We start from the raw sequence: 23,263 nt of genomic DNA, 5'->3' as shown, positions 1-23,263 counted from the left end.
TCGCTTAAGCGGCGTCCACCAGGGCCTTGATCGGCGCCCAGCTGCGCCGGTGTTCGGGGCAGGGGCCCAACGTCTGCAGAGCCTTCTGGTGGATGGGGGCGTTATAGCCCTTGTGGCTGGCGAAGCCGTAACCCGGATAGGTCTCATCCATCTCGATCATCAGTCGATCACGCGCCGTCTTGGCCAGGATCGACGCCGCCGCGATCGACAGCGACCGGCTGTCGCCCTTGACCACGGGCGTCACCGCGCACGGCAGCTTGAAGCGGTAGTTGCCGTCCACCAGGGCGTGAACCGGCGGATGGGCCAGGGCCTCGACCGCGCGGCGCATGGCCAGGCCGGTGGCGTGCAGTATGTTCAGCTCGTCGATCTCCTCCACTGAGGCGAAGCCGACGCCCCAGGCCAGGGCGCGGGCCTTGATGAGCGGCTCCAGCGCGGCGCGGCGCTTCTCCGTCAACGCCTTGGAGTCGTCGATGCCCGGCGGCAGATCGTCCGGGTTCAGGATCACCGCCGCCGCCGACACCGGCCCCGCCCACGGCCCGCGCCCCGCTTCATCCACCCCGCAGACATGACCGTTCCAGGTCGCGCGCGCCTCAAGCTCCAGCACCAGGGTTGGGAAGGGGCGGTCGGTCTTGGCGGTAGCAGTGCGGGCGAGCATCAGGCGTCAGTGCCACGAACCGGAGCATGGGGGAAGGAGTTGCTGCCGAGGGGTGGAAAGCGGACGTAGGCCATGCTCTCTAACGGCATGACAGATTGGATAGAAGTTTACCGCCCTGTCTTGGGGGAGGAAATCGCGGGTTTGGTTTGGATGCCGATCACCGCCGATACACCGAAACTCGCCTCAGAACTGCAAATGGCGTCGTATTCGTTTTCCGGTGCGGCGTTTGTCCGCTTTACCAACCAGGATGCCATCAACCTTTCTTGGCGGCAGGTAGAAGATCGTTTCGTTCTGGCGACAGCACAGGATGCGGCATGGGGCGCGCATTCACTGGATCGCATTCAGGCTGCTGGCGATCTTTGGATTGGTTTGATCGGCTCGACTCTCAGGTCGGTTGAACTTTTCACCTTGCCTGACGACGAACATCGGCGGGTTGTAGGGGTCAAACACCGAACGACCAACGGCTCCTTTTGGGTAGGGACGGGCGGCAAAGACTTCGTCGGCGACCAAGATGACCTGTGGGTTGGGGTGGATCGCGATCCGTCCAATTACAGCGAACTCGTCAGCTTAGGTGTTGCCGAACCCGAGGCCCGCTAAGGGTCTTTGGCGGACAATCGCGAGTGTCCTGAAATCAGTCGTTGGCGGCGCCCATTTCCCACCTCTCCATGCCGGAAGCACGTCGTCTGGTGGTCGTTGACCATGCCGACCGCCTGCATGAAGGCGTAGCTGATGACGGGGCCGCAGAATTTGAAACCGCGCGCCTTCAGGGCCTTGGCCATGGCATGGCTTTCGGCGGTCTGGGGCGGGGCCTCGCGGAAATGGTCCCACTGGTTCACCAGCGGTTGGCCGCCGACGAAGGACCACAGCCAGGCTGAGAAATCCTCGCCGCTATCCCTCATGTCCAGCCAGATGCGGGCGCCGCCGATGGCCGCGTCGATCTTGGCGCCGGAGCGAATGATGCGCGGGTCGGCCAGCAGGCGCGCGCGGTCCGCCTCGCCATAGCGGGCGACGATCTCGGGATCGAACCCGTCGAAGGCCTCGCGCATCCCCTCGCGCTTTCTCAGGATGGTGATCCAGGCCAGCCCGGCCTGAAAACCGTCCAGCACCAGCTTCTCCCATAGGGCGCGGGCGTCGTACTCGGGCACGCCCCATTCGGTGTCGTGATAGGCGATGTAGAGCGGGTCCGTCGTCCCGCACCAGCCGCAGCGGCCTTCAGCCTTTTCGGATTCGATCATGGCGCGATGTTGCTGGAATGTTCTGGCGGCGCAAGCGAAAAGGCCCGACGTTTCCGCCGGGCCTTCATGGGGTTGTGCGGGGCGTCCTATAGCCGCTCGACCGTGAAGCCGCGCGCGGTCAGCATGTCTATGACGCTGTCCTGATCCATCAGGTGAGCGGCGCCGACGGCGACGAAGGCCGTGCCTGAACCTTTCATCATCGCCTCGATCTGGCGGGTCCAGTCGGTGTTGCGGACGATCAGGGCAGCGCGGTGGATGTCTTCATGCACGTCGCGGGTGTTGGCGCGGTTTAGACGGCCCGTTTCGGCGATGTCGCCTTTCAGCCAGGCGGCGACGGTTTCATCCAGGTTAGCGACGACGCGGTCGGTGTTGCGGACAAAGTGGTTCAGGTAGGCCACCTGCGCCTCTTCGCTCATGCCTGCGATCAGGCGCACCTGGATGTCGGCGGTCTCGAAGCCGTGCAGCGCCTTGCCTTCCGACCGGGCGCGATCCATCAGCGTCTTGTCGACGCCCGCTTCGGATCGATAGCCGGCCTCGGTCGGGCCGGACATGGAGATCATGAAGGCCGCCAGCCAGGGGCGGTAGGCGTCCAGGGCGGCCGCGCTGGCGCCGTTCGCCTGGGCGACCTTGTCGAAGGCGGCGAAGTCCTCGGCCGACAGGACCGACGACAGGGGGCGGGACGGATCGACGCCGTGCTGCTGGATCACAGGCATGACTACGGCCTGATCGTCCTGGTCGGCGATCTCGACCCAGATGTCCGAGGCGCTGGCGAAGGCGGCGTCCACCTTGTCCGAGCCCCAGGCCGTGCCGGGTCGCAACAGATGGACCGTGCCGAACAGATAGACGGTGGAGTCCGCGTCCTTGACCACCCACAGCGGCGGGCCGGCGCCCTCGGCGCGGGGGATGGGAGCGACGGCGGGGGCGGGCGCAGCCTGTTCGGCGTGAGCGGCGCCGGGCGCGGCGGCCAGGGCGGCGGAGGCGGCCAGCGCCGCCAAAAGGCCGGCGGCGAAGCGCGAGACATGGTTGGCCGATTGGCCCATGCGGCGTGCGAGGGTCATTGCAGTGTCCTTGGATTGTAGGGGGTTTCAGGCGTCGCCGAGTTCAGATGCGGGCGACAGAAGGCTCGTCAGCACAAGGGCTGGGAGCGGGCAGGCGAGGCGTGAAGAGGGATCAGCGGGCGACGATCTGGGCGACGGCGGCCGCCGGGGTTTCGGCGGAGCGGCCGAAGGTCGGCACGGCCTGGACGGCCAGGCTGATCAGCAGGGCGCCGCAGACGCCCATGGCGAAGCCCGAGAAACGGTCGGCGGCGGTCGAGAACAGGTTGAACATGATGACGGTCCTTTGGATTTCGATGTGTCGATTGAGATGAGAAGGGTAGGCGGGGTCAGGCGATGAAGATGGCTTCGATCGGCTGGCCGAAGAGGCGGGCGATGCGGAAGGCCAGCGGCAGGGACGGGTCGTAGCGGCCCTTCTCCAGCGCCTGGACGGTCTGGCGCGAGACGCCGAGGCGTTCGGCCAGATCGGCCTGGGTCCAGTCGCGCTCGGCGCGGAAGACCTTGAGGCGGTTGATGAAGGCGCTGGTCATCGGCGGGCGATCCACCAGCCGCACCAGGCGATCCCGTAGCCGACGGCCTGGGCGGCGAAGGCGGCGGCGACGCCCAGGGCGATCAGGGCCGCATCGGTGTGCGGCGCGGCGGCGGGCAGCAGGTTCACCCCTGCGAGGGCGGCGATGACGACGGCCGCGCCGCCGCCGATGAAGCCCAGGTTGCCGCCCCACCACCAGGCCCATTTGTGGGCTTCCTTGGCGGCCTCATCCAGCGCGCGCCACCAGTAGAGGGTGTGCAGGGCCAGGAAGACGGCCAGCCCGGCGGCCAGGACGACGACGCCGATCGACGGCGCGCGGCCCCAGGCTTCAGGCCAGAACGGCGTGGCGGAGGCCGCGCTGACCCCGACCACGGTCAGGGCGCACAGAACGACGGTCAGGTCGTCCAACTTCTTCTTGTCGGCGGCGACGGCGCCGGCGGCGGTGGTGGTTTCGGTGTTCATGACAAGCTCCCCTGTCGTGTTGACAAGTGAGCTTTACCAATGAGGTCGTGTTTTCGTCAAGCGACTTTTACATCACGACAAGCAGATTTTCCGTTCTGTCGGATTTTCCCTTACAAATCAGGGATCCAGTCAGGCTTCTCGACCCGCACGGGGCGGCCCTCGACGGTCAGATCGCCGTCCATGCGGTCCAGCCGCATCAGGGCGATGGCGCGTCCCTCGGCGCCGGTCATGACTTCCCCCGCGCGCAGTTCGCCTTTCAGCACCTCGACGCCGCGTTCGGGAGCGGGGCCCTCGAAGGCGATGGCCATCATGCGGTTCTTGATCGTGCCGCGCCGCTTCATGCGCGAGGTCGTCTCCTGACCGATGAAGCAGCCCTTGTGGAAGTCGATGCCGTTCAGCAGGTCGAAGTCCGCCTCGATCGGATAGGTCTTGTCCATCAGCGCGTCCTGGGTCGGATCGGGCACGCCCAGGGCCAGGCGGTGCGCCTGCCAGTCGGCCTCGACCGCGTCGGTCTCGCTCTGATCGCCCCAGCGGCGGCCGCCCAGGCCGGGCAGGCGCGGGTCGGCGACGAAGCCCTCGGGAACATCCGCGCCCCAGCCGACGAAGACTGCGTCGGGGATGGGCATGACCTCGACCTGGGCGCGCAGCTTGTAGAGGCTCAGCCGCTGGACCAGAGCGTCGCGCCGTTCGGCCGCGACGTCCAGGACGACGCCGCCCTCTTCGCCCCAGATGAACAGGTCGAACAGCAGCCGTCCCGGCGGCGACAGCAGGGCGCCGAAGCGAAGCTCGCCCGGTTGCAATGTCTCCACATCCTGGGTCAGCAGATTGTGCAGGAAGGGGCGGGCGTCGGGGCCGCTGACGCGGATCAGGGCGCGACTATCAAGACGGGCGATGGACATAAGGCCAAGATAGGCAGGCGGGGCGCTGTCCTCCAGCCCGGCCGCCCTCCTTAAGTGGAGCAGACGCGAAAAAGGCTGCGGGACGTCTCCCGCAGCCTTTCGAAGGTCGGCGCCTGTCTGGCTTACCAGCGGCGGCCGTTGTGGTCGCGGCGCTCATAGCGGACCTTGGCCGACAGGGCGTCGTAGCGGCGATCCAGCTCCATGCGTTCGCGGCGGCTCAGGCCGTCGCGCTGATAGGCGCGCTCCAGCCGCACCAGGCTGTTCAGCTCGTTCTTCAGGCGGCTGGCCTCGCGGACGCTGAGCTGGCGGGTGCGGACGCCCTGGTCGATGCGGCGGTCCAGATTGTATTTGCGCTGGTGGATCGACCGCCAGCCGTCGTGGCGGCTCTCGTAGACCGGCGCGTGGCGATAGGATTGCGCGGCGGCGGGCAGGGCGGCGCCGATGGCGACGGCGGCCGTCGTCGCGGCCAGGACGGGGATCATCAGGGTTTTGAACTTGGCCATGGTCGGGCTCCTTCATCTGGACGCAACCGATCGGCTGCGTTGACGCCAGATGACCCCGCCGCGCCTGAGCCGCGTCTGAACGGCGCGCTTCAGATAGGGTTCATCAGCGTGACATTGTGGTCATGCTGGGCGGTTCGCGTGTGAAACCGCGACGGAGATTCCATCCCTCGACGTTCCTCTTTGGACTGAACGCCGGTAGACTGCGCGTTCAGCCGCTGTTCAGAGGCCCTGGTTTAGACCGCGATCCATGATGCGTATTCGAGCCCTTCTTTTGGCTGGCCTGGTCGCCCTCGTCCCGTTGACGGACGCGGCGGCTCAGTCGCGCGGCCGCGACCGGGATCGCGACGATGATCGCCGGGAGCAATTCCGCAGCTCCTCCGGACCGAACTATCCGGGGCAAGGCCTGCGCGACATGCCGCGCGGCGACAGCGGCCCGCGCGCCAATCCCGGCGACGTGGCGCGCCGCGTCCAGTCGGGCCGTCCCGGCCGGATGCTGGGCGTGCAGGAACGCGGCGGCGACTATGTGGTGCGCTGGGAATATCCGGGCGGCCGCGTGTCGGACATCCAGGTTGACGGCCGCTCCGGCCGGGTTCGCGGGGACGACTGAATGCGGGTTCTGCTTGTCGAGGACGACGTCGATCTGTCGCGCCAGCTGAAGACCGCCCTGACCGACGCCGGATACGCCGTCGACCACGCCCCGGACGGCGAGGAAGCCTGGTTCTTGGGCGACACCGAACCCTATGACGTGGTGGTGCTGGACCTGGGCCTGCCCAAGATCGACGGCGTGTCGGTGCTGGAGCGCTGGCGCCGTGAAGGCAAGGCGACGCCGGTGCTGATCCTGACCGCGCGCGGCGCATGGTCGGACAAGGTGGCGGGCTTCGACGCCGGGGCCGACGACTATCTGACCAAGCCTTTCCATACGGAAGAACTGCTGGCGCGTCTGCGCGCCCTGCTGCGTCGCTCGGCCGGCCATGCGGCGGCGACGCTGAGCTGCGGCGGCCTGCGCCTGGACCCGCGCGCCGCGCGGGCCACGGTGAACGGCGAGCCTCTGCGCCTGACCAGTCTGGAGTATCGCCTGCTGCACTATCTGATGATGCATCAGGGCCGGGTCATCAGCCGGACCGAACTGGTCGAACACCTCTACGATCAGGATTTCGACCGCGACTCCAACACCATCGAGGTCTTCGTCGGCCGCCTGAGGAAGAAGATCGGCGCCGACCGTATCGAGACCGTGCGCGGCCTGGGCTATCGCCTGTCGCCGCTGGCCGGCGAGAGCGACGCGGCCTGAGCGCCGCATGACGGGCCAATCCCGAAGCCAGACCAAGCCTGATCGCGCGCAATGGGGTCGTTGGTTCGGTCGGCCCGGCCGCTCGCTGACGCGGCGGCTGATCTGGCTTGCTGCGGCGTGGATCCTGATCGCCCTGGCGGCGGCGGCCGTGGTGCTGACCGCGCTGTTTCAGGAATCGGCCCTGCGCCGCCTGGGCAATATCCTAGGCGACACCATCGACGAGGCGGTCGTGGCCGCCACCATCACGCCCGAAGGCAAGGTCTTCATCGGTGAGATTCAGGACGCCCGCACTCAGCGCCTGCTGTCCGGCAAGTACTGGATGGTGGCCGAGCCGACGCCGACAGGCGGGATGCAGGTTCTGGCGCAATCGGCCTCCCTGGGCGAGGCGGAGCTGGAGCACGGCCCCGACCTGACCAACCGCCTGCGCTCGGCCTTCGGCCAGACCATCAGCTACAACGCCGAGGACGGCCCCAAGGGCGAGCCCCTGCGCATCGCCGCTAGCATGAAGCAACTGCCGGGCCGCGACCGGCCGGTGATCTTCTTCGCCGGGATCGATCGCTCGGACGTCGACGCCGACACCCGACAGTTCGCCACCGTCACCTGGATCGCCATGCTGCTGCTGGGGGCGGGGCTGGTGACGGCGGTCTTCATCCAGGTGCAGGTGGGCCTGCGACCGCTCTTTGATTTGGGCGACGAGATTTCCGACGTGCGCCAGGGCCGCTCGCATCGGGTCGAGGGCGCCTATCCGGTGGAGATCCAGCCCCTGGCCGAACAGGTCAATCGCCTGCTGGCCCACAATCAGGAAACGGTCGAGCGTCAGCGTACTCACGTCGGCAACCTGGCCCACGCCCTGAAGACTCCTCTGGCCGTCATGCTGGCCGAGGCCGGGACGCAGGAAGGACCGCTGCCGGACCTGATCCGCCGCCAGACCAAGGTGATGCAGGATCAGGTCGACCACCACCTGCGCCGCGCCCGCGCCGCCGCCCGCGCCGCCCACGGCCTGGGCGAGCGCACCACTGTCGCCGAGGTGCTGGACGAGATGGCCGTCATGCTGGAGCGGGTGTTCGAGACCAAGGGCGTCGAGATCGACTGGCGCGCCCCTGACGACCTGGCCTTTCTGGGCGAGCGTCAGGACTTGCAGGAGATCTTCGGCAATCTGATCGAGAACGCCGCCAAATGGTGCCGCCGCCGGGTCCGCATCTCGGCCGGGCCGTCGACGCCGGGCCAGATGATCGCCGTGGTCGAGGACGACGGCCCCGGCCTGCCCGCCGACCAGCGCGACACGGCCCTGAAACGCGGCACCCGCATGGATGAGGACACGCCCGGCACGGGCCTGGGCCTGTCGATCGTCGACGAACTGACCCGCGCCTACGGCGGCCGCGTCACCCTGGCCGACAGCGACATGGGCGGCCTGAAGGTGGTGCTGGAGCTGCCCGCGGCGGAGGGGTGAGGGCGTAGAGGCGTGGCGTTGGCATTAAAAAGGCCCGCCAAAGCGGGCCTTAAGTTTGCTTTACCACAAGGGTTAGGGGGTCGGGGCGACCCAGGCGTCCGTCATCTCGTATTCAGTGTTATCTGCGCCAACGTAGATCTCGAAGCGGAAGCGCGCGGCGGCGGGGTTTCTGATGAAGTCGCCCTTGAAGATGCGATAGCGTTTCTGCGCGTCGACATTGACCGAGTGGGTCGACAAGACGGTTCCTGAAGCGTCGATTTGGTGAATTGCGACCGTCGCAGGGTGGGTCCCGCCTGTGCTGAGCGGTGCGCGCAGCGCCACGCCATAAGTGAAGTTGCTTCCAACGGGCAGGGCACCTTGGGTGTCCTGGTAGACGGATTGCCCGGAAGGCTGCGTCGGGATGGAGAACAGCAGCGAGCAGTTGGAGCTCTGTCTTGGCGCTTGAGGGGTCTGGTTATAGGCCCAGTTCAGATCCCCTAGGCGATTCCATGGTGCGATGGTTCGGCAGGTGTTGCCACTGGTCCCGCAGGGGCGCGCCCTACCGCCCGCGTCCGTGCACTGCATGTGCGTGTTCTTGAGCAGATTCACGCTGTTGTAGAGCGGATCGATGTGGAACTGCGCTGGATTCCAGCCGCCATTTTCCGCAGGGAAGATGAAGGTCCAATCATGACAATCGACCAGATAGTAGGTTGTATTGCCGAAATTGGCCACGCCGTTATTTGTGCCGACGCCGCACCGTTGAACAGCCACTGGATTAGGTCCAGAGACGACGCTAGAAGCCTGCCAAGCTTCCCATTTCGTCTTGCCGTACTCCTTCGTGTACATGAACACCTCGATGGCGTCCGAGTTGGTGCTGTTTTGGCTGAAGTGCCACGACTTGATCGTGTCGAGGCGTTTGCCGCTCTGGTAGAGATAGTCTGGATAGCTATTCCATCGGGTCAGAGACGTACTGAATCGGTCCACGGTTGGGCATTGTGGGAAAGAAGCGGTGAGAGTGCTCGACGCTTGGCCCTGACCAAAGGGCGTGGGCAGGTTCTTTGGCGCAATGATCCAGGAATCCGAAAGGCTGCACTGGGCATTTTGCCAGAATGGCTGCCAGCCGGCTCCCTGGTCATAGGTGCCTAGGATAGAGGCGTAGTTTCCGTCAGTTCCCATGATGTCATAGGCAGAGTCTCCTTCTTGCGGTCCAACTGGCGCGCCAGGTGCGAAATAGGGAACCGTCCCCGCCCTTGTGAAGAAGAAGCTCGAAACCACTCGCGTTCGGCCATAGAGATCGGCAATTGGATAGGAGTCGCTTATCTGCGCCAGGGACGACTGGGTCGGCATATCCCACTTATGATATGGCAGATGCTCGCCGATGCGCAGTTTTCGCGCCGTACCAGGGCAGGTGGTCGGGTCGGCTGCGGTCGGCGTGTCGCTGGCGTCGACGCAGACCTGCTGGACAAGATAGTCTTGTATCGTATCCGCAAAAGCAGGCTTCGCCTGTAGACTTGTAGCCATGAGCACGGACAGCCAAGCCGAGCCTATAGCCCAATATAATGGTCTCATTTAAAATCCCCAGTTTAGTCATTGCGGGTGTTGCTGCGTCGTTCTTTTCGAACAAAAGGAACGACAGGAATATATTCTCATATCGATGCGTCGAAATCGGACATGGGTGCGCTGATCGGATGGAGCCGTCGAATGCCGACAGCTGTTCAGCAAAATCCCCTGTTAACCCGCGATGAGGCACCCTCGGCGCCGTGGCTGTGAATCTCTGTACGGCCGGAGGAGTGGGAATGGCGGACCTGTCGGTCGCCCAGAGGGCCGCCTTGGCCCAGCTGATCGAACGGTGTCCGGACCGGGTTCTGACGCAGCTTTCGGGGCTGGCGGGGACGATGGCGGGCGACCGGGCGGCCGACCTGCGCGACATGATCGAGGTCGAGGCGCTGGACCGGCGTCGCCGCAACATCGCCTTCGGGCCCCTTCTGCCTCTGTTTCAGCCGCGCGCCGACGGCCTGCCGGGCCTCGGCTTTCCGCCGGCGGTGCTGGGGCGGCTGTGGCGCAGCGCCACCCGCAACGAGCCGGAACTGCTGCCGCAGCTGGATCGCGCTGACGACCTGTCGCGCATGATCGCCGACCGCCTCTGCCTCAGCGCCGCCTTCGCCCTGCGCGACCGGGCGGGCGAGATCTGGCCGGAAGACGCGTCTGGACAAGCGCAGGAGCTGGCGGCCTGCCTGGATTTGGCGGCGACGGCGCGCAGAGCCTTGCCGCACCTGCCCGACTGGATCGGCCGTTCGGGGCCGGAAACGGCGGCGGAGCTGAAGCTGGCGCTGCGCCAGGCGGCCGGGATCGCGCCCGAGGGGGCCAGCCGCCTGCTGGAGATCATCTTCGCCCATCTGGAGGACGCGCGTCTGATCTTGCGCGTCGCCGCGCTGGCCGCGCCGGGCGGGCGCGAACTCAGCGCCGAGACGGCCTTGGGTGAAAGCGAGCTGGGCCTGTTCGTCGACCGCATCCTGCTGGCCCTGGCGCGCCGCGCCGCCGAGGCCGCCGCCTTCGACCCGGCCAGGGGCGAGGCCGACCTGGACGTCTTCAAGGCCGATCTGGACTGGTGCGCCGAGACCCTGGCCGAGATCGACATGGCCCTGCCGCTCAAGGCCGACAGCGCCTGGGGCAAGGCGGTGCGGCAGGCGCGGCTGAAGGTTGCGCTCAGCCTGTCCGAACGCTTCAGCGCGGCCGAGCGGGCGGTGGACGCCGTCCTGCCGGTCGAGCGGACCGCCCTGGTCGGGCGCATGACGCGGCCGACGCCCCGGCTGGACGGAGCGGTCGAGGCGGTCGCGGCCGATCGGGCGCGGGCCTTGGCGGCGCTGGTGGGATTGGTGCGCGGCCCGGCGGCCGTGTTCGGCTGCGAGGCGGAACGGCGTCAGACGGCCGAGGCCCTGACCGGCCGCCTGGCCGCCTGGGCTGATGAAGCCATGGAGCGGCTCAACGACGGCATGGCCGCCGACGAGGCGGCGGCGCGCAAGCGCATCATCCTGACCGCCGAGCTTCTGGGCCTGATCGGCGCGCGCGAGGCGTCGCGCACAGTGCGGCGGCGGTTGATGGCGTCAGGTGCGGCGTCGCGCGCCTCGCCTCCGGCCGCCTGATCCGCTACAGCGGCGGCCATGACGATCTTCTGGATCATGACGGCCCTGGCGACGGCGCTGGCGGGCCTGGCGGTGCTGTCCGCCGCGCGACGCGGGGCGGAGGCCGAGAGCGTGGCGGATCGCGACGCGGGCGCGCGCGAACTGGCCGAGCTGGACCGGCTGAAGGCGCGGGGCCTGCTGGACGAGGCGAGTTGGACCGCCGCGCGAGCCGAAGCGGGCCGTCGCCTGCTGGCCGCCCACCGCGCGGATCGCCGTCCGGTGTCGCGCTCGGCCGACCGCTATTGGGTGCTGGGCGGGATCGGAGCCGCGGCAGCCGCGTCGCTGGGCCTTTATGCCGTCTTCGGCGCGCCGGGAATGAAGGATCAGGCCTATGAGACCCGCGTGCGCGAATGGGCCTCGACGCCCGAGGCGCTGGAGCCGGCTCAGGTCGCGGCCGTGCTGGGGCAGGTGGTCAAGGACCGGCCCGACGACCGTCTGGCCTTGACCATGCTGGGCGCCGCCCGGTTCGAGGCGGGCGACCCCATCGGCGCGGCCTCGGCCTTCCGCCGCGCCCTGGCCATCCAGCCGGACGACGCCCAGAGCTGGGCGCGGCTGGGCGAGAGCCTGGTGCGGGCCAATGACGGCGCGGTCGACGGCGACGCCGAGGCGGCCTTCCGCCAGGCGGTCAAGCTGGACCCCGACCAGTTGGGCGCGCGCTTCTATCTGGGCGAGGCCGCCCTGTCGCGCGGCGACCAGGCCGAGGCCGAGGCCATGTGGACGCCGTTGATCGCCGTGCTGGCGCCGTCGGATCCGCGCCGCGTCGACCTGCAGAAACGCCTGGCCGAGGCCGCCCGATGAGCCGTTGGCCCGCCCTTAACCTCGCCCTATACGCGGTGGTGTTTTCCGCCGTCCCCGGATCGTCGACATGAGCTGGTTGCCCAAATCGCCCAAGGCGCGCCGCCGCCTGTGGGTCGTCATCGCTGCGGCGCCGGTGCTGGCGCTGGCCGTCGGCCTGTCGTTGTGGGCGATGAAGGACAATGTGACCTTCTTCTACTCCCCCTCTGAGGTGACGCCGCAGAAGGTTCCGGCCGGCCAGATGATCCGCCTGGGCGGTCTGGTCGAGGCGGGCAGCGTGCACAAGGCCGCTGACGGTTCGGTCGTCTTCGTCGTCACCGACAACGGGGCGACGGCGCAGGTGATCTATCACGGCGACCTGCCCGACCTGTTCCGCGAGGGGCAGGGCATTGTGGCGCAAGGGTCGTTCCGCCCCGACCGCACCTTCGAGGCCAGCCAGGTGCTGGCCAAGCACGACGAGACCTATATGCCGCGCGAAGTCGCCGACCGGCTGAAGGAAAAGGGCGAGTGGCGGCCCGAGGGCGACGAGGCCGCGCCCGCCGCCGCAACCGTCCAGCAGGGGGCCTAAGCCTTGATCGTCGAACTGGGCGCCTTCGCCCTGATCCTGGCGCTGGTGCTGTCGGCGCTCAGCCTGGCGCTGACCACGGCGGGCCGTCTGCGGCTCAGTCCGGTGCTGGCCGGGGCGGGGGGCGGCGCCATGCTGGCCTCGGCCGCAGCGATCGCCCTGGCCTTCGCCGCGCTGATCTACGCCTTCGTGGTGTCGGACTTCTCGGTGTCGAACGTGGCCATGAACAGCCACACCGACAAGCCGGTCTTCTACAAGGTCGCCGCCGCCTGGGGCAGCCATGAAGGCTCGCTGCTGCTGTGGTGTCTGGTGATGACGGTCTTCGGCGGGGCGCTGGCCCTGGCGCGCGGCCTGCCGTTCGGGCTGAAGACCTCGGCCGTGGCCGTGCAGGCGGCTCTGTCGAGCCTGTTCCTGGCCTTCGCCGCCTTCACCTCCAACCCCTTCTTCCGGCTGGACCCGGCGCCGGTGCAGGGCGCGTCCCTGAACCCCTTGCTGCAGGATCCGGCGCTGGCGGTGCACCCGCCGTTGCTTTACGGCGGCTATGTCGGGTTTTCGGTCTGTTTCTCCCTGGCGGTCGCCGCCCTGATCGAGAAGCGCGTCGATCCGGCCTGGGGCCGCTGGGTGCGGCCGTGGGCCCTGGCGTCCTGGGCCCTGCTGACCGTCGGCATCGCGCTGGGCTCCTTCTGGGCCTATTATGAGCTGGGCTGGGGCGGCTGGTGGTTCTGGGATCCGGTCGAGAACGCCAGTTTCATGCCGTGGCTGGCGGGCGCGGCCCTGCTGCACTCGGCCATTGTGACCGAGCGGCGCGGGGCGCTGGCGGGCTGGACGGTCTTCCTCGCCATTCTGGCCTTCACCTTTTCCATGCTGGGCGCGTTTCTGGTGCGCTCGGGCGTGTTGACCAGCGTCCACGCCTTCGCGGTCGATCCCCAGCGGGGGATGATGCTGCTGGCCATTCTGGGCGTGGCTGCGGGCGCGGCCTTCATCCTGTTCGCCCTGCGGGCGCCGGCCATCCGGTCGGGGGCGGCATTCGCGCCGATCAGCCGCGAAGGCGCCCTGGTGCTGAACAACCTGTTCCTGACGGCGGCGGCCGCCACGGTGCTGCTGGGCACCCTTTATCCGCTCATTCTGGAAGGCGTGACGGGGGCGACCATCTCGGTCGGCCCGCCCTATTTCAACGCCGTCTTCAATCCGCTGATGATCGTGGCCTGTCTGATCCTGCCCGCCGGGCCGCTGCTGGCGTGGAAGCGGGGCGATCTGAAGGGGGCCCTGCAGCGCCTGTGGCTGGCCGCCGCCTTGGCCATCGCCGCCGCCTTCGCCGCCTTCTTCCTGTTCGAGCCGAAGAAGGCGCTGGCCGCCGCAGGCTTGGGCGTCGGGGCGTGGCTGATCTGCGGGGCGCTGGCGGAGCTGGGCGTGCGCACCAAGGCCTTCCGCGCGCCCTTGGCCGAGACTCTACGCCGCGCCAAGGGCCTGCCGCTGGGCGCCTGGGGCATGGCGCTGGCCCACGCCGGTCTGGGCGTCTTCATTCTGGGGGCCGTGGTCGAGACCAGCTTCAAGGCCGAGGCTGCGCTGGCCATGCCGCTGGGCGGAGAAGTCGCCGCCGGGCCGTGGAAGGCGCGGCTGGATGCGGTGCAGGTCATCGAAGGGCCGAACTACCTGGCCGAGCAGGGCCGCCTGACCATCATGCCGGTCAACGGCCGCGCGCCCGAACGCGTCATCACCGCCGAGCGCCGCTTCTTTCCGGCGGGCGGCCAGACGACGACCGAGGTCGGCCTCGACTTCCGCGGGCTGGACGACGTCTATGCGGTCATGGGCGACCGCGCGGCGACCGACGACGGCGAGCGGGCCTGGATCGTGCGCATCTACTACAATCCCTGGGCGCGGCTGATCTTCCTGGGACCGGCGCTGATGGCGCTGGGCGGACTGATCTCCCTGCTGGACCGGCGCCTGCGCGTCGGGGCGGGCTCGCGCGTGAAGAAGGCCGCCCAGCCGGTCGAGCCAGTCGAGGCTCAAGCATGAAGCGCGCCGCCGCCCTGTTCGCCGCCGTCCTTCTGGCCGGCGCCGCCGCGCCCGCGCTGGCCGAGCCGCCGCCTGCGCCGGATCGTCCGCTGACGGATCCTGCGCAGGAGGCCCGCGCCCGCGCCCTGTTCGGCGATATCCGCTGCGTCGTCTGCCAGCACGAATCCATCGCCGACAGCCCGGCGGGCATCGCCGCCGACCTGCGCGGCCTGGTCCGCGAACAGATCGCCGCCGGAAAGACCGACGACGAGATCAAGGCCGACCTGCTGCGCCGCTACGGCGACTATGTGCTGTTCCAGCCGCCGCTGCGGATCGGCACATGGCTGTTGTGGTTCGGCCCCTTCGCCCTGGCGGCGGGGGCGGGCGTGGCGCTGGTCCTGCGGGCGCGTCGGCGCCGTGCGGGCGAGGCCGCGCCCCTGACGCCGGAGGAAGAACGCGCCCTTGCCGCCCTGACGGCGGACGACGAGAACGCCTGAGCCTGTCCGTTTGGAAAGCCTTTCGCCGCCTTCCTGACGCAGACGCGCCACACGTCGAACGACGATCAGGAACAATCATCGCGACGGCGTGCATTGGCTTGAGCCGTAACGCCCTATATCCATGGGCGAACGGAGCTTTTCCGTATCCGCCAGTTAGAGACTGCAAGGACGACGATGCTGAAACGCAAGGAGTTCATTCTGGGGGCCGCTGTCGGCCTGACCTTCGCCGCCGCCGCGACGGCGGGCGGGGTCATCACCTGGCCGGGCGCCGAAGCCGCGCCCGCCGCCAAGGTCGGACAGCTGGTTCCCTCGGCCGGGGCCGGAGCCTTGGCCTTCGCCCCGCCGCAGGGCGCGCCGCTCAGCTTCGCCGACATCTTCCAGCAGGTCGCCCCCGCCGTGGTGCAGATCGATGTGAAGACCCGCGTCCAGCGCCCGCGCGGCGGCGTGTTCCAGATCCCCGGCTTCGGCGCCGTGCCCATCCCCGGCGCGCCGGGCGGATCGGGCGAGGAGGGCGAAGACAATTCGACCACGGCCCTGGGCGCCGGTTCGGGCTTCCTGATCTCGGCCGACGGCTTCATCGTGACGAACAACCACGTCGTCGAGAACGCCGAGGAGATCAACGTCAAGTTCAGCGACGGCCGTGAGTTGAAGGGCAAGCTGATCGGCCGCGACGAGGGCACCGACCTGGCGGTCATCAAGGTTGAGGGTTCGGCCTTCCCCTTCGTCAGCTTTGAAGAAAGCGCCGAGCCGCGCGTCGGCGACTGGGTCATCGCCGTGGGCAACCCCTTCGGCCTGGGCGGCACGGCGACGGCGGGCATCGTCTCGGCCAAGTCACGCGACATCGATCCGGCCGGCTACAACGAATATCTGCAGATCGACGCCGCCATCAACCGGGGCAACTCGGGCGGGCCGACCTTCGACATCTATGGCCGCGTGATCGGGGTGAACACGGCGATCTTCTCGCCGTCGGGCGGCTCGGTCGGCATCGGCTTCGCCATCCCGGCCAGCACGGCCAAGGCTGTCACCGACAAGCTGATGCGCGGCGAAAGCGTCGAGCGCGGGTATCTGGGCGTGCAGATCCAGACCCTGTCCAAGGATGCGGCGGCCGCCCTGGGGCTGAGCGAAGACACCAAGGGCGCCTATGTCGCCGAGGTGACGGCCGGCGCCCCTGGCGAGCGTGGCGGCATGCAGATCGGCGACGTGGTCGTCAGCGTGAACGGCGAGGCGGTCGACAGCTCGACCGAACTGACTCGCCGCGTGGCCCGCGCCAAGCCCGGCGACACGCTGCGGCTGGAAGTTCTGCGCGACGGCAAGCGCCAGACGTTGAACATCCGCGCCGGCACCCGTCCGTCGGAAGCCGAACTGAACGGCGGCCAGGATTCGGGCGCTCAGCAACCGGGCGAGGACGGCGCGGCTGTCGGCCAGTCGATCGAGGGCATGACGGTGACGCCGATCACTGCGGCCTTGCGTCAGCGTTATTCGATACCGGAGGATATGCAGGGCGTGGTGGTCACCGCCGTCGCTCCGCGTTCGGAAGCAGGCAAGATGCGGATGCCGGTCGGCACGGTCATCCAGCGCGCCAACAACCGCGTGGTTCGCTCGGAAGCCGATCTGAAGGCGGCCGTTGATGCGGCGCGGACGGCGGGGCGGCCCGGTGTCTTCCTGCTGATCCGGGTGCAGGGAGCCAACTCTTCGGTAGTTCTGCCCTTCGCCAAGTCTGAATAAGGCGTAACTCACGGGATCGGCGGCGATGCGCTAACATCGCCGCCGAATCTTTTTTGGGAGGCTGCATGCGTATTCTGGTGGTTGAGGACGACGCTGAAGCCGCGACCGCCATGGTGCGCGGCCTCAGCGAGGCCGGGCACGAAGTCACCCATGCGGTGGACGGCGCCTTCGGACTGCTTGAGTCGCAGAAGGGCGGCTACGACGTCTATGTCGTGGACCGCATGATGCCGCGCCTGGACGGCGTCGCCATGGTCGAGACCATCCGCAAGGGCGGCGACCAGACGCCGGTGCTGTTCCTGTCCGCCCTGGGCGAGGTCGAGGATCGCGTCACCGGTCTGAAGGCGGGCGGCGACGACTATCTGGTCAAGCCCTACGCCCTGGCCGAACTGGTCGCGCGGGTGGAGGCCCTGTCGCGCCGCCGCGAGACGGGCGGGGTCCAGACCGTGCTCAAGGTCGGCGATCTGGAGATGAACCTGATCGCCCGCACCGTCCACCGCGACGGCCAGGAGATCGACCTGCAGCCGCGCGAGTTCCAGCTGTTGGAGTTCCTGATGCGCCACGCGGGCCAGTCGGTGACGCGCACCATGCTGCTGGAGAAGGTCTGGGAATACCATTTCGACCCTCAAACCAACGTCATCGACGTCCACATCAGCCGCCTGCGCTCCAAGATCGACAAGGGCTTCGACAAGGCCATGCTGCAGACCGTGCGCGGCGCGGGGTACCGGCTGGAGGCGTAAGGCCCCGGCATGAAACTGCCCTCGCTCTTTCGACGGACGCCCTTCCGGCTGACGCTGCTGTTTCTCGCGCTGTTCGTGGCGACGGCCAGCGCGGTGCTGGCCTATGTCTATTTCGCCTCGGCGTCCGAGGCGCGGGCGCGGGCCGAGGCCAGCGTTCAGGGCGAAGTCGAAAGCCTGACCGCCATCTATCGCACGCGCGGGCGCGACGCTTTGAATCAGGCGCTTGTCGAGCGGGCGATCCGCAACGGACCCTATCTTTACGTCTTCAAGGACGCCGACGGCCGCATCATCACCGCCAATATCACCGACGTGCCGGACGGGGTGAAGCCGGGGCAGTGGGACAGCTTTCGTCTGACGGATACGGACGAAGACGGCCGTGTTCGACGGCGTCAGTCGATCGGCATCGACACCCCCCTGTCCGGCGGCGAACACCTGTTCGTCGGCGAGGACATCGGCGACATCGAGGCCTATCTGGCGCGGCTGACCCAAGCCCTGTGGGGGGCGATGGTCATGGTGCTTGTGCTGGGCGTCGGCGGCGGGCTGTGGATCAGCCGGGGCGTCGAGCGCGCCATGGCGGGTCTGAACCGGGTGGTGACGGCGGTGCAGGAGGGCGACCTGAAGACGCGCGTCCCCATCCGTCATTCCGGCGACGAGCTGGACGAGCTGGCCGAGGGTCTGAACGGGATGCTGGACCGGCTGGAGGGCTCGATGGCCTCGATCCGCCATGCCGGGGACGCCATCGCCCATGACCTGCGGACCCCGCTGAACCGGATGAAGGCCAAGATGGAGGTCGCCCTGATCGACGCCGAGGCGGGGCGGACGTCGGGCGTGGACGCCCTGGGCGTGGCGCTGGACGAGGCGGACGCGTTGCTCAAGACCTTCAACACCGTCCTGGCCATCGCCCGTCTGCAGGCGGGCGGAGCGCCCGATCCCAAGGTGTTCGACGCCGCCGACCTGGCCGCCGACATGGCCGAGCTGTACGAACCGGCGGGCGAGGACAAGGGACTGGAGTTCGCCGCCGAGATCGAGAAGGGGCTGATGATCGAGGGCAATCAGCCCTTCCTGGCCCAGGCGCTGGCCAATCTGATCGACAACGCCATCAAATATACGCCGGAGGGCGGGGCGGTGATGTTCCGCGCGCGCCGCCGTTCGTCGGGCGATGTGGAGTTTTCAGTGACTGACAACGGGCCGGGCGTGCCGGACGAGGATCGCGAGCGCGTGCTGCAACGCTTCGTACGCCTGGACAACAGCCGCACCGAGCCGGGTTCGGGCCTTGGTCTGTCTCTGGTGACAGCGGTGGCCGAGGCGCACGGCGGTCGCATCCAGCTGGACGAGGGGCCGGGCGTCTATGACGGACGCGGGCCGGGCCTGCGCGTGGCCCTGATCCTGCCCGCCGCGATGCGGGCGCCTGAGGCTGAGGCGTGAGCGAGACCCTGGCGAACCGGTTGCAGCCGTGCGGTCCCGTGCGCGACGCCGAGGCGGCGGCGCGCCTGCATGAACGGCTGGCCGAGGCGGCGGACGCCGACGGCTGGCGCGCGACGCTGGATGCGGCCTGGGCGGCGCTGGAGCCGGTCTTCGCCGCCTCGCCCTATCTGGCGGGCTTGGCGCGCCGCTGTCCGGATCGGTTGCGGCGAACGCTGGACGCCGATCCCGAAGCGCGACTGGCGGAGATTCTGGCGGGCGCCGACGCCCTGACCGGCGCGCCGGATGAGGCCAAGGCGCCGCTGCGCCGGCTGAAGGCGGAACTGCACCTGCTGACGGCCTTGTGCGATCTGGGCGGGGTCTGGGATCTGGATCAGGTGACGGGCGCCCTGTCGCGGTTCGCCGATGCGGCGGCGCGGGCGGCGCTGCGGATCACGGCCGACGACTGGCGCAGGCGCGGTCGACTGGTTTCGGCGCCTGACGATCCGCGCGGGCCGGTTCCGGGCCTGTTCGTCCTGGCCATGGGCAAGGGCGGGGCGTTCGAGCTGAACTATTCCTCGGACATCGACCTGTCGCTCTTTTACGAGCCGGAGGCGCTGGAAACGGCGCTGGCCGAGGGCGTGGAGATGCAGGGCTTCGCCAACCGTCTGGCCCAGGGGCTGACCGCCCTGCTGGCCGAGCGGACGGCGGACGGCTACGTCTTCCGGGTTGATCTGCGGCTGCGGCCCGATCCGTCCTCGACCCCGCCCGCAGTCGCGGCGCCGATGGCGCTGGCCTACTACGAATCCGTCGGCCAGAACTGGGAGCGGGCGGCCTTCATCAAGGCCCGCGTCTGCGCCGGGGATGCGGCCGAGGGCGCCGACTTCCTGAAGGCGCTGGTCCCCTACATCTGGCGGCGCAGCCTAGACTATCAGGCCGTGCTCGACATCCAGTCGATCAAGAAGCAGATCCACGTTCACAAGACCGGCGAGGGTCTGGAGGCGGCGGGCGCCAATCTGAAGCTGGGCCGGGGCGGCATCCGCGAGATCGAGTTCTACGTCCAGACCCAGCAGCTGATCCTGGGCGGACGCGACCGGTCCTTGCGCTCGCCGCGCACCCTGGAGGCGCTGGACGCCCTGACCGCCGCCGGCCACGTCGCGCCCGAGGCGCGCGACGAACTGCACGCCGCCTATGTCGAACTGCGCGCGCTGGAGCATCGGGCGCAGATGCTGGCGGACGAACAGACGCACATCCTGCCCGTCGATCCCGAACGCCGCGCCGATGTGGCGGCCCTGGCCGGGCAGGGCGATCTGGCCGCCTTCGACGCTGAAATCGAGCGCCTGCTGGTGCGGGTTAACGCCCGCTATGGCGAACTGTTCGAGGGCGGCGAAGACCTGTCCTCGCCTTACGGCAGCCTGGTGTTCACGGGGGTGGAGAACGACCCCGGCACGCTGGAGACGCTGGCCCGCATGGGCTTTTCCGAGCCCGCCACGGTGTCCGACACGATCCGCAGCTGGCACCACGGCCGCATCCAGGCGACGCGCACGGCGCGGGGACGCGAGCTGTTCACCCGCCTGGCGCCGCAACTGCTGACGGCGGTGGCCAGGACGGGAGCGCCGGACGCGGCCTTCCGCCGGTTCGCCGTCTTCTTCTCGGGCCTCAGCGCCGGGGTGCAGGTGCAGGCCCTGTTCCTGAACCAGCCCAAGCTGTTCGACCTGGTGGTCGGGGTCATGGCCTTCGCGCCGCGACTGGCGCGGGCGCTGGGACGTCAGCCGCAGGCCCTGGATGGGGTGCTGGACGCGCGCTTCATGACGGCCCTGGGCACCGACACCGGCCTGGCTGACCAGGTGGTGCGCGAGGCGCATGAGGCCGGCGATTTCGAAGGGGCCATGAACGCCGTGCGCCGCTTGCACCGCGAACAGACCTTCCGTATCGGCATGCATGTCGTCACCGGCCGGACCACGGCCGAGCAGGCCGGGCTGACCTACACCTCCCTGGCCGACGCCTGCATGAAGGGGCTGGCCCCGGCGGCCCTGTCCGAGGCTGAGCGGATGGGCGGGGCCTTCGACGGCGCGGTCGCCGTGGTGGCTCTGGGCAAGGCCGGGTCGCGTGAGATGACGGCGGGGTCGGACCTGGACCTGATGACCGTCTATGCGGCGCCGCCCGAGGCGGTGTCCGCCGGGCGCGGCTGGAGCGCTGAGACCTTCTACGGCCGTTTCACACAGCGGTTCATCGCCGCCCTGTCGGCCCATACCGCCGAAGGCGGGCTGTATGAGGTCGATATGAGGCTGCGGCCGACCGGCTCCAAGGGGCCGGTGTCGGTGCGGCTGGAGGCGCTGGAGGCCTATTACGCCGACGAGGCCGAGACGTGGGAGTTCATGGCCCTGACGCGCGCGCGGCTGGTCTGGGCCAGCGACGAGGCGTTCGGGGCGCGGGTCGAGGCGGCGCTGGAGGCGGCGCTGCGGCGGCCGCGTCCGGGCGTCGACATCGCCGGGGACGTGCGGGCCATGCGCGATCTGATGGACCGCGAACGGCAGCCCAAGGGCTTCTGGGATCTGAAGTTGTCGGCGGGCGGCCAGGTCGACGCCGAGTTCGCAGCCCAGTATCGCCAGCTGACGGCGGCGCAGGCCGGAGCCCCGTTGACCGTTTCGACGCTGGAGGCCCTGGCCGACGATCCGATTCTGGCGGACGCCTGGCGCACGCATCAACAGCTGGGCCAGTTGATGGCCTGCGCCTTCGACGGCGGGGGCGACCCGGATCAGGAGCCGTCCGGCTTCCAGATGCGGCTGGCCCGAACGGTCGGCGCGCCGGATTTCGACACGCTGAAGGCCCGGTTGATCGACCTGAGACTGCGTGCGCGGCGGGCCTTTGAAGCGATGCTGCCCGCTTTGCGCGACGGAATCTGATCCGGGCGTCGTTCCATCTTTCGACAGGATCGCTTCTCGGCCTTCGGGCCAGATGGAGAACATCGACATGAAAAAGAGTTTCAGCGGCATGGCCGTCCTTGCTTCGGCTCTCGCCGTCAGCGGCGCAGCCATGGCCCAGGCGCCGGTCCAGGCCCCGGCTCGGACACAGGCGCCGGACGCTCGTCCGCACCACGCACAGATGGTCGAACCGGTCAGCAAGGCGGACTTCGTGCAGCGCCGGGTCGAGCGCCTGCGCGCGGCGGATGCGAATAGCGATGGTCAGGTGACGGCCGAGGAGATGCGGACCTATGTCCAGGCGCGCCGCGCCGAGCGACGGGCCGCGCGCTTCGACCGGCTGGATGCGAACAACGACGGCGTGCTGGACCGTGAGGAGTTCAACACGCCGCGTGCGCGCGGCGAGCGCGGCGAGGGCATGGGCGGGCGTCATGGCGGCGGCCGCAATCATAGGGACGCGAACATGCGCGGCATGGCGCGAGGCGGAGAAAGCCGTTTCCCTATCGTCATCGCCGACGTTGAACGCCGGGCGAATGAGGCTTTTGCGCGGATGGACGCCAACAGCGACGGCGTGCTGACGCAGGACGAACGCCGCGCCGCCATGCGCGCCAATCGAGGCGACATGCGCCAGAGGCACGAACAGCGTCGCGCGCGCACGCCGGCGGCGTCGCCTTCGGCGCCTGCTTCGGAGTAGGGTGATGGCGGGGAAGACGGCTCGTCCGTCCGCCCTTTCTGGATTGAGCCGAAGAGGCTGGATTGGCGACAACCGTCGACCCCGACGAGGATCTGGTGCGCCGTGTGGGCGAAGGCGACCCTGCGGCCATTCAGGCCATGGTGGCGCGCAAGCTGCCGCGCATGTTGTCGCTCGCCCGGCGGATGCTGGGCGACGCGGCGGAGGCTGAAGACGTGGCCCAGGAAGCGATGCTCAGAGCCTGGAGGCAGGCGCCGCGCTGGACCCCCGGCCAGGCGCGCTTCGACACCTGGCTGCACCGGGTGGGGCTGAACCTCTGTTATGACCGTCTGCGGCGGCGGCGCGAGATCGCGACTGACGCCGTTCCCGACCGCATCGACGACGGCCCGGCGCCGGACCGGGGCCTGCTGGCGGCCGAGACGGGCGCGCGGGTCGAGGCGGCCCTGGCGCGTCTGCCGGAACGGCAGCGCGAAGCCATCGTCCTCTGTCACTATCAGGAGCTGGGCAATATCGAAGCCGCCGCCCTGATGGAGATCAGCGTCGAAGCGCTGGAAAGCCTGTTGTCGCGGGGCCGACGCGCCTTGCGGACCGCCCTGGCGGACATCGCGCCGCATTCTGGCGTCGCGCGGGATGGGCGACAGGGCATGCGAGGGCGCGCCGCGGAGCGCGCCGAACGACTGTGGCGGGGGACGAGATGAC

At 68.8% G+C, this 23,263-nt stretch carries 24 protein-coding genes; 15 read left to right on the top strand and 9 right to left on the bottom strand.

The genetic code is table 11. The annotated features are described in order from the left end of the window. Window positions 1-4: 4 nt before the first annotated feature. Complete coding sequence (locus ACU5AP_RS09810; protein WP_446681150.1) at window positions 5-655, bottom strand: ribonuclease HII; 651 nt, start codon at window positions 653-655, stop codon at window positions 5-7. 72 nt (window positions 656-727) lie between these two features. Here ACU5AP_RS09810 and ACU5AP_RS09805 point away from each other — a divergent pair, with 72 nt between their 5' ends. Further along, the gene (locus tag ACU5AP_RS09805; protein WP_446681149.1) at window positions 728-1,252 is read left to right on the top strand and encodes a hypothetical protein; all 525 of its coding nucleotides are present in this window, start codon (window positions 728-730) and stop codon (window positions 1,250-1,252) included. Here ACU5AP_RS09805 and ACU5AP_RS09800 read toward each other — a convergent pair. The 7 genes from ACU5AP_RS09800 to ACU5AP_RS09770 form a co-directional block, all read right to left on the bottom strand. Then, complete coding sequence (locus ACU5AP_RS09800; RefSeq protein ID WP_312991280.1) at window positions 1,249-1,890, bottom strand: DNA-3-methyladenine glycosylase I; 642 nt, start codon at window positions 1,888-1,890, stop codon at window positions 1,249-1,251. The two genes, ACU5AP_RS09805 and ACU5AP_RS09800, sit on opposite strands and share 4 nt — an antisense overlap. A gap of 86 nt (window positions 1,891-1,976) precedes the next feature. Then, window positions 1,977-2,948, bottom strand: coding sequence for a TraB/GumN family protein (locus tag ACU5AP_RS09795; RefSeq protein ID WP_128719604.1), 972 nt, complete (start codon window positions 2,946-2,948; stop codon window positions 1,977-1,979). A 112-nt stretch (window positions 2,949-3,060) separates the two neighbouring features. Further along, window positions 3,061-3,219 (bottom strand): hypothetical protein, encoded by a 159-nt coding sequence (locus tag ACU5AP_RS09790; protein ID WP_157683775.1) that lies wholly within the window; start codon window positions 3,217-3,219, stop codon window positions 3,061-3,063. 55 nt (window positions 3,220-3,274) lie between these two features. Then, on the bottom strand, window positions 3,275-3,475 hold the full coding sequence (locus ACU5AP_RS09785; protein WP_046651697.1) for a helix-turn-helix transcriptional regulator: 201 nt from the start codon (window positions 3,473-3,475) through the stop codon (window positions 3,275-3,277). Further along, window positions 3,472-3,936, bottom strand: coding sequence for a hypothetical protein (locus ACU5AP_RS09780; RefSeq protein ID WP_128719605.1), 465 nt, complete (start codon window positions 3,934-3,936; stop codon window positions 3,472-3,474). Before ACU5AP_RS09780 ends, ACU5AP_RS09785 begins: the two co-directional genes overlap by 4 nt. Window positions 3,937-4,046: 110 nt before the next feature. After that, a complete protein-coding gene (ygfZ, locus tag ACU5AP_RS09775) occupies window positions 4,047-4,835 on the bottom strand; it encodes a CAF17-like 4Fe-4S cluster assembly/insertion protein YgfZ (protein ID WP_128719606.1) in 789 nt (262 codons plus the stop codon). 122 nt (window positions 4,836-4,957) lie between these two features. After that, entirely contained in the window at window positions 4,958-5,338 is a 381-nt protein-coding gene (locus ACU5AP_RS09770) for a hypothetical protein (RefSeq protein WP_128719607.1), read from the bottom strand. 247 nt (window positions 5,339-5,585) lie between these two features. Between ACU5AP_RS09770 and ACU5AP_RS09765 the strand changes: the two genes are divergently transcribed. From ACU5AP_RS09765 to ACU5AP_RS09755, 3 genes are read left to right on the top strand one after another with little or no spacing between them, the layout of a single operon-like run. Continuing rightward, window positions 5,586-5,945, top strand: coding sequence for a hypothetical protein (locus ACU5AP_RS09765; RefSeq protein WP_446681148.1), 360 nt, complete (start codon window positions 5,586-5,588; stop codon window positions 5,943-5,945). Beyond that, entirely contained in the window at window positions 5,946-6,626 is a 681-nt protein-coding gene (locus ACU5AP_RS09760; protein WP_087141003.1) for a response regulator transcription factor, read from the top strand. Between the two features lie 7 nt (window positions 6,627-6,633). Then, window positions 6,634-8,076 (top strand): sensor histidine kinase, encoded by a 1,443-nt coding sequence (locus ACU5AP_RS09755; protein WP_446681147.1) that lies wholly within the window; start codon window positions 6,634-6,636, stop codon window positions 8,074-8,076. A gap of 72 nt (window positions 8,077-8,148) precedes the next feature. On the opposite strand, the gene ACU5AP_RS09750 is transcribed toward ACU5AP_RS09755, so the two are convergent. Then, window positions 8,149-9,582, bottom strand: a complete 1,434-nt coding sequence (locus ACU5AP_RS09750) for a hypothetical protein (protein ID WP_141258306.1) — start codon at window positions 9,580-9,582, stop codon at window positions 8,149-8,151. A gap of 269 nt (window positions 9,583-9,851) precedes the next feature. On the opposite strand from ACU5AP_RS09750, the gene ACU5AP_RS09745 reads away from it, so the two are divergent. The 11 genes from ACU5AP_RS09745 (at window position 9,852) to ACU5AP_RS09695 (ending at window position 23,262) form a co-directional block, all read left to right on the top strand. Next, a complete protein-coding gene (locus ACU5AP_RS09745; RefSeq protein ID WP_128719610.1) occupies window positions 9,852-11,198 on the top strand; it encodes a hypothetical protein in 1,347 nt (448 codons plus the stop codon). A gap of 18 nt (window positions 11,199-11,216) precedes the next feature. Then, window positions 11,217-12,035, top strand: coding sequence for a c-type cytochrome biogenesis protein CcmI (gene ccmI / locus ACU5AP_RS09740; RefSeq protein WP_128719611.1), 819 nt, complete (start codon window positions 11,217-11,219; stop codon window positions 12,033-12,035). A 67-nt stretch (window positions 12,036-12,102) separates the two neighbouring features. Next, the gene (ccmE, locus tag ACU5AP_RS09735; RefSeq protein ID WP_003163639.1) at window positions 12,103-12,600 is read left to right on the top strand and encodes a cytochrome c maturation protein CcmE; all 498 of its coding nucleotides are present in this window, start codon (window positions 12,103-12,105) and stop codon (window positions 12,598-12,600) included. A 3-nt stretch (window positions 12,601-12,603) separates the two neighbouring features. Further along, on the top strand, window positions 12,604-14,613 hold the full coding sequence (locus ACU5AP_RS09730) for a heme lyase CcmF/NrfE family subunit (protein WP_128719612.1): 2,010 nt from the start codon (window positions 12,604-12,606) through the stop codon (window positions 14,611-14,613). Then, window positions 14,610-15,089: a cytochrome c-type biogenesis protein gene (locus tag ACU5AP_RS09725; RefSeq protein ID WP_446681146.1), complete on the top strand. Its 480-nt coding sequence runs from the start codon at window positions 14,610-14,612 to the stop codon at window positions 15,087-15,089. The genes ACU5AP_RS09730 and ACU5AP_RS09725 overlap by 4 nt, the downstream gene beginning before the upstream one ends. 174 nt (window positions 15,090-15,263) lie before the next feature. Further along, window positions 15,264-16,814 (top strand): Do family serine endopeptidase, encoded by a 1,551-nt coding sequence (locus ACU5AP_RS09720; RefSeq protein ID WP_128719614.1) that lies wholly within the window; start codon window positions 15,264-15,266, stop codon window positions 16,812-16,814. Between the two features lie 65 nt (window positions 16,815-16,879). Next, complete coding sequence (locus ACU5AP_RS09715) at window positions 16,880-17,551, top strand: response regulator transcription factor (RefSeq protein ID WP_003163635.1); 672 nt, start codon at window positions 16,880-16,882, stop codon at window positions 17,549-17,551. 9 nt (window positions 17,552-17,560) lie between these two features. Then, on the top strand, window positions 17,561-18,976 hold the full coding sequence (locus ACU5AP_RS09710; RefSeq protein WP_128719615.1) for a sensor histidine kinase: 1,416 nt from the start codon (window positions 17,561-17,563) through the stop codon (window positions 18,974-18,976). Next, window positions 18,973-21,858 carry a bifunctional [glutamine synthetase] adenylyltransferase/[glutamine synthetase]-adenylyl-L-tyrosine phosphorylase gene (locus tag ACU5AP_RS09705; protein ID WP_446681145.1) on the top strand — a complete coding sequence of 962 codons (2,886 nt, stop codon included), beginning with the start codon at window positions 18,973-18,975 and terminating at the stop codon, window positions 21,856-21,858. The genes ACU5AP_RS09710 and ACU5AP_RS09705 overlap by 4 nt, the downstream gene beginning before the upstream one ends. A gap of 67 nt (window positions 21,859-21,925) precedes the next feature. Beyond that, window positions 21,926-22,567: an EF-hand domain-containing protein gene (locus ACU5AP_RS09700; protein WP_446681144.1), complete on the top strand. Its 642-nt coding sequence runs from the start codon at window positions 21,926-21,928 to the stop codon at window positions 22,565-22,567. 62 nt (window positions 22,568-22,629) lie between these two features. Then, window positions 22,630-23,262 carry an RNA polymerase sigma factor gene (locus ACU5AP_RS09695; protein WP_446681143.1) on the top strand — a complete coding sequence of 211 codons (633 nt, stop codon included), beginning with the start codon at window positions 22,630-22,632 and terminating at the stop codon, window positions 23,260-23,262. Window position 23,263: the final 1 nt, after the last annotated feature.

The sequence above is a fragment of the Brevundimonas sp. RM1 genome, assembly GCF_052907225.1.
Note: the sequence above shows the minus strand (reverse complement) of the source record. Positions and strands in the feature narration are given on the sequence as shown.

Coding starts and splice junctions, on each gene's coding strand:
- ygfZ (WP_128719606.1), bottom strand. CDS start 4,835: ATGTCCATCGCCCGTCTTGATAGTCGCGCCCTGATCCGCGTCAGCGGC.
- ACU5AP_RS09795 (WP_128719604.1), bottom strand. CDS start 2,948: ATGACCCTCGCACGCCGCATGGGCCAATCGGCCAACCATGTCTCGCGC.
- ACU5AP_RS09790 (WP_157683775.1), bottom strand. CDS start 3,219: ATGTTCAACCTGTTCTCGACCGCCGCCGACCGTTTCTCGGGCTTCGCC.
- ACU5AP_RS09800 (WP_312991280.1), bottom strand. CDS start 1,890: ATGATCGAATCCGAAAAGGCTGAAGGCCGCTGCGGCTGGTGCGGGACG.
- ACU5AP_RS09700 (WP_446681144.1), top strand. CDS start 21,926: ATGAAAAAGAGTTTCAGCGGCATGGCCGTCCTTGCTTCGGCTCTCGCC.
- ACU5AP_RS09770 (WP_128719607.1), bottom strand. CDS start 5,338: ATGGCCAAGTTCAAAACCCTGATGATCCCCGTCCTGGCCGCGACGACG.
- ACU5AP_RS09710 (WP_128719615.1), top strand. CDS start 17,561: ATGAAACTGCCCTCGCTCTTTCGACGGACGCCCTTCCGGCTGACGCTG.
- ACU5AP_RS09720 (WP_128719614.1), top strand. CDS start 15,264: ATGCTGAAACGCAAGGAGTTCATTCTGGGGGCCGCTGTCGGCCTGACC.
- ACU5AP_RS09760 (WP_087141003.1), top strand. CDS start 5,946: ATGCGGGTTCTGCTTGTCGAGGACGACGTCGATCTGTCGCGCCAGCTG.
- ACU5AP_RS09785 (WP_046651697.1), bottom strand. CDS start 3,475: ATGACCAGCGCCTTCATCAACCGCCTCAAGGTCTTCCGCGCCGAGCGC.
- ACU5AP_RS09810 (WP_446681150.1), bottom strand. CDS start 655: ATGCTCGCCCGCACTGCTACCGCCAAGACCGACCGCCCCTTCCCAACC.
- ACU5AP_RS09725 (WP_446681146.1), top strand. CDS start 14,610: ATGAAGCGCGCCGCCGCCCTGTTCGCCGCCGTCCTTCTGGCCGGCGCC.
- ACU5AP_RS09715 (WP_003163635.1), top strand. CDS start 16,880: ATGCGTATTCTGGTGGTTGAGGACGACGCTGAAGCCGCGACCGCCATG.
- ACU5AP_RS09755 (WP_446681147.1), top strand. CDS start 6,634: ATGACGGGCCAATCCCGAAGCCAGACCAAGCCTGATCGCGCGCAATGG.
- ACU5AP_RS09745 (WP_128719610.1), top strand. CDS start 9,852: ATGGCGGACCTGTCGGTCGCCCAGAGGGCCGCCTTGGCCCAGCTGATC.
- ccmI (WP_128719611.1), top strand. CDS start 11,217: ATGACGATCTTCTGGATCATGACGGCCCTGGCGACGGCGCTGGCGGGC.
- ACU5AP_RS09765 (WP_446681148.1), top strand. CDS start 5,586: ATGATGCGTATTCGAGCCCTTCTTTTGGCTGGCCTGGTCGCCCTCGTC.
- ACU5AP_RS09805 (WP_446681149.1), top strand. CDS start 728: ATGCTCTCTAACGGCATGACAGATTGGATAGAAGTTTACCGCCCTGTC.
- ACU5AP_RS09780 (WP_128719605.1), bottom strand. CDS start 3,936: ATGAACACCGAAACCACCACCGCCGCCGGCGCCGTCGCCGCCGACAAG.
- ccmE (WP_003163639.1), top strand. CDS start 12,103: ATGAGCTGGTTGCCCAAATCGCCCAAGGCGCGCCGCCGCCTGTGGGTC.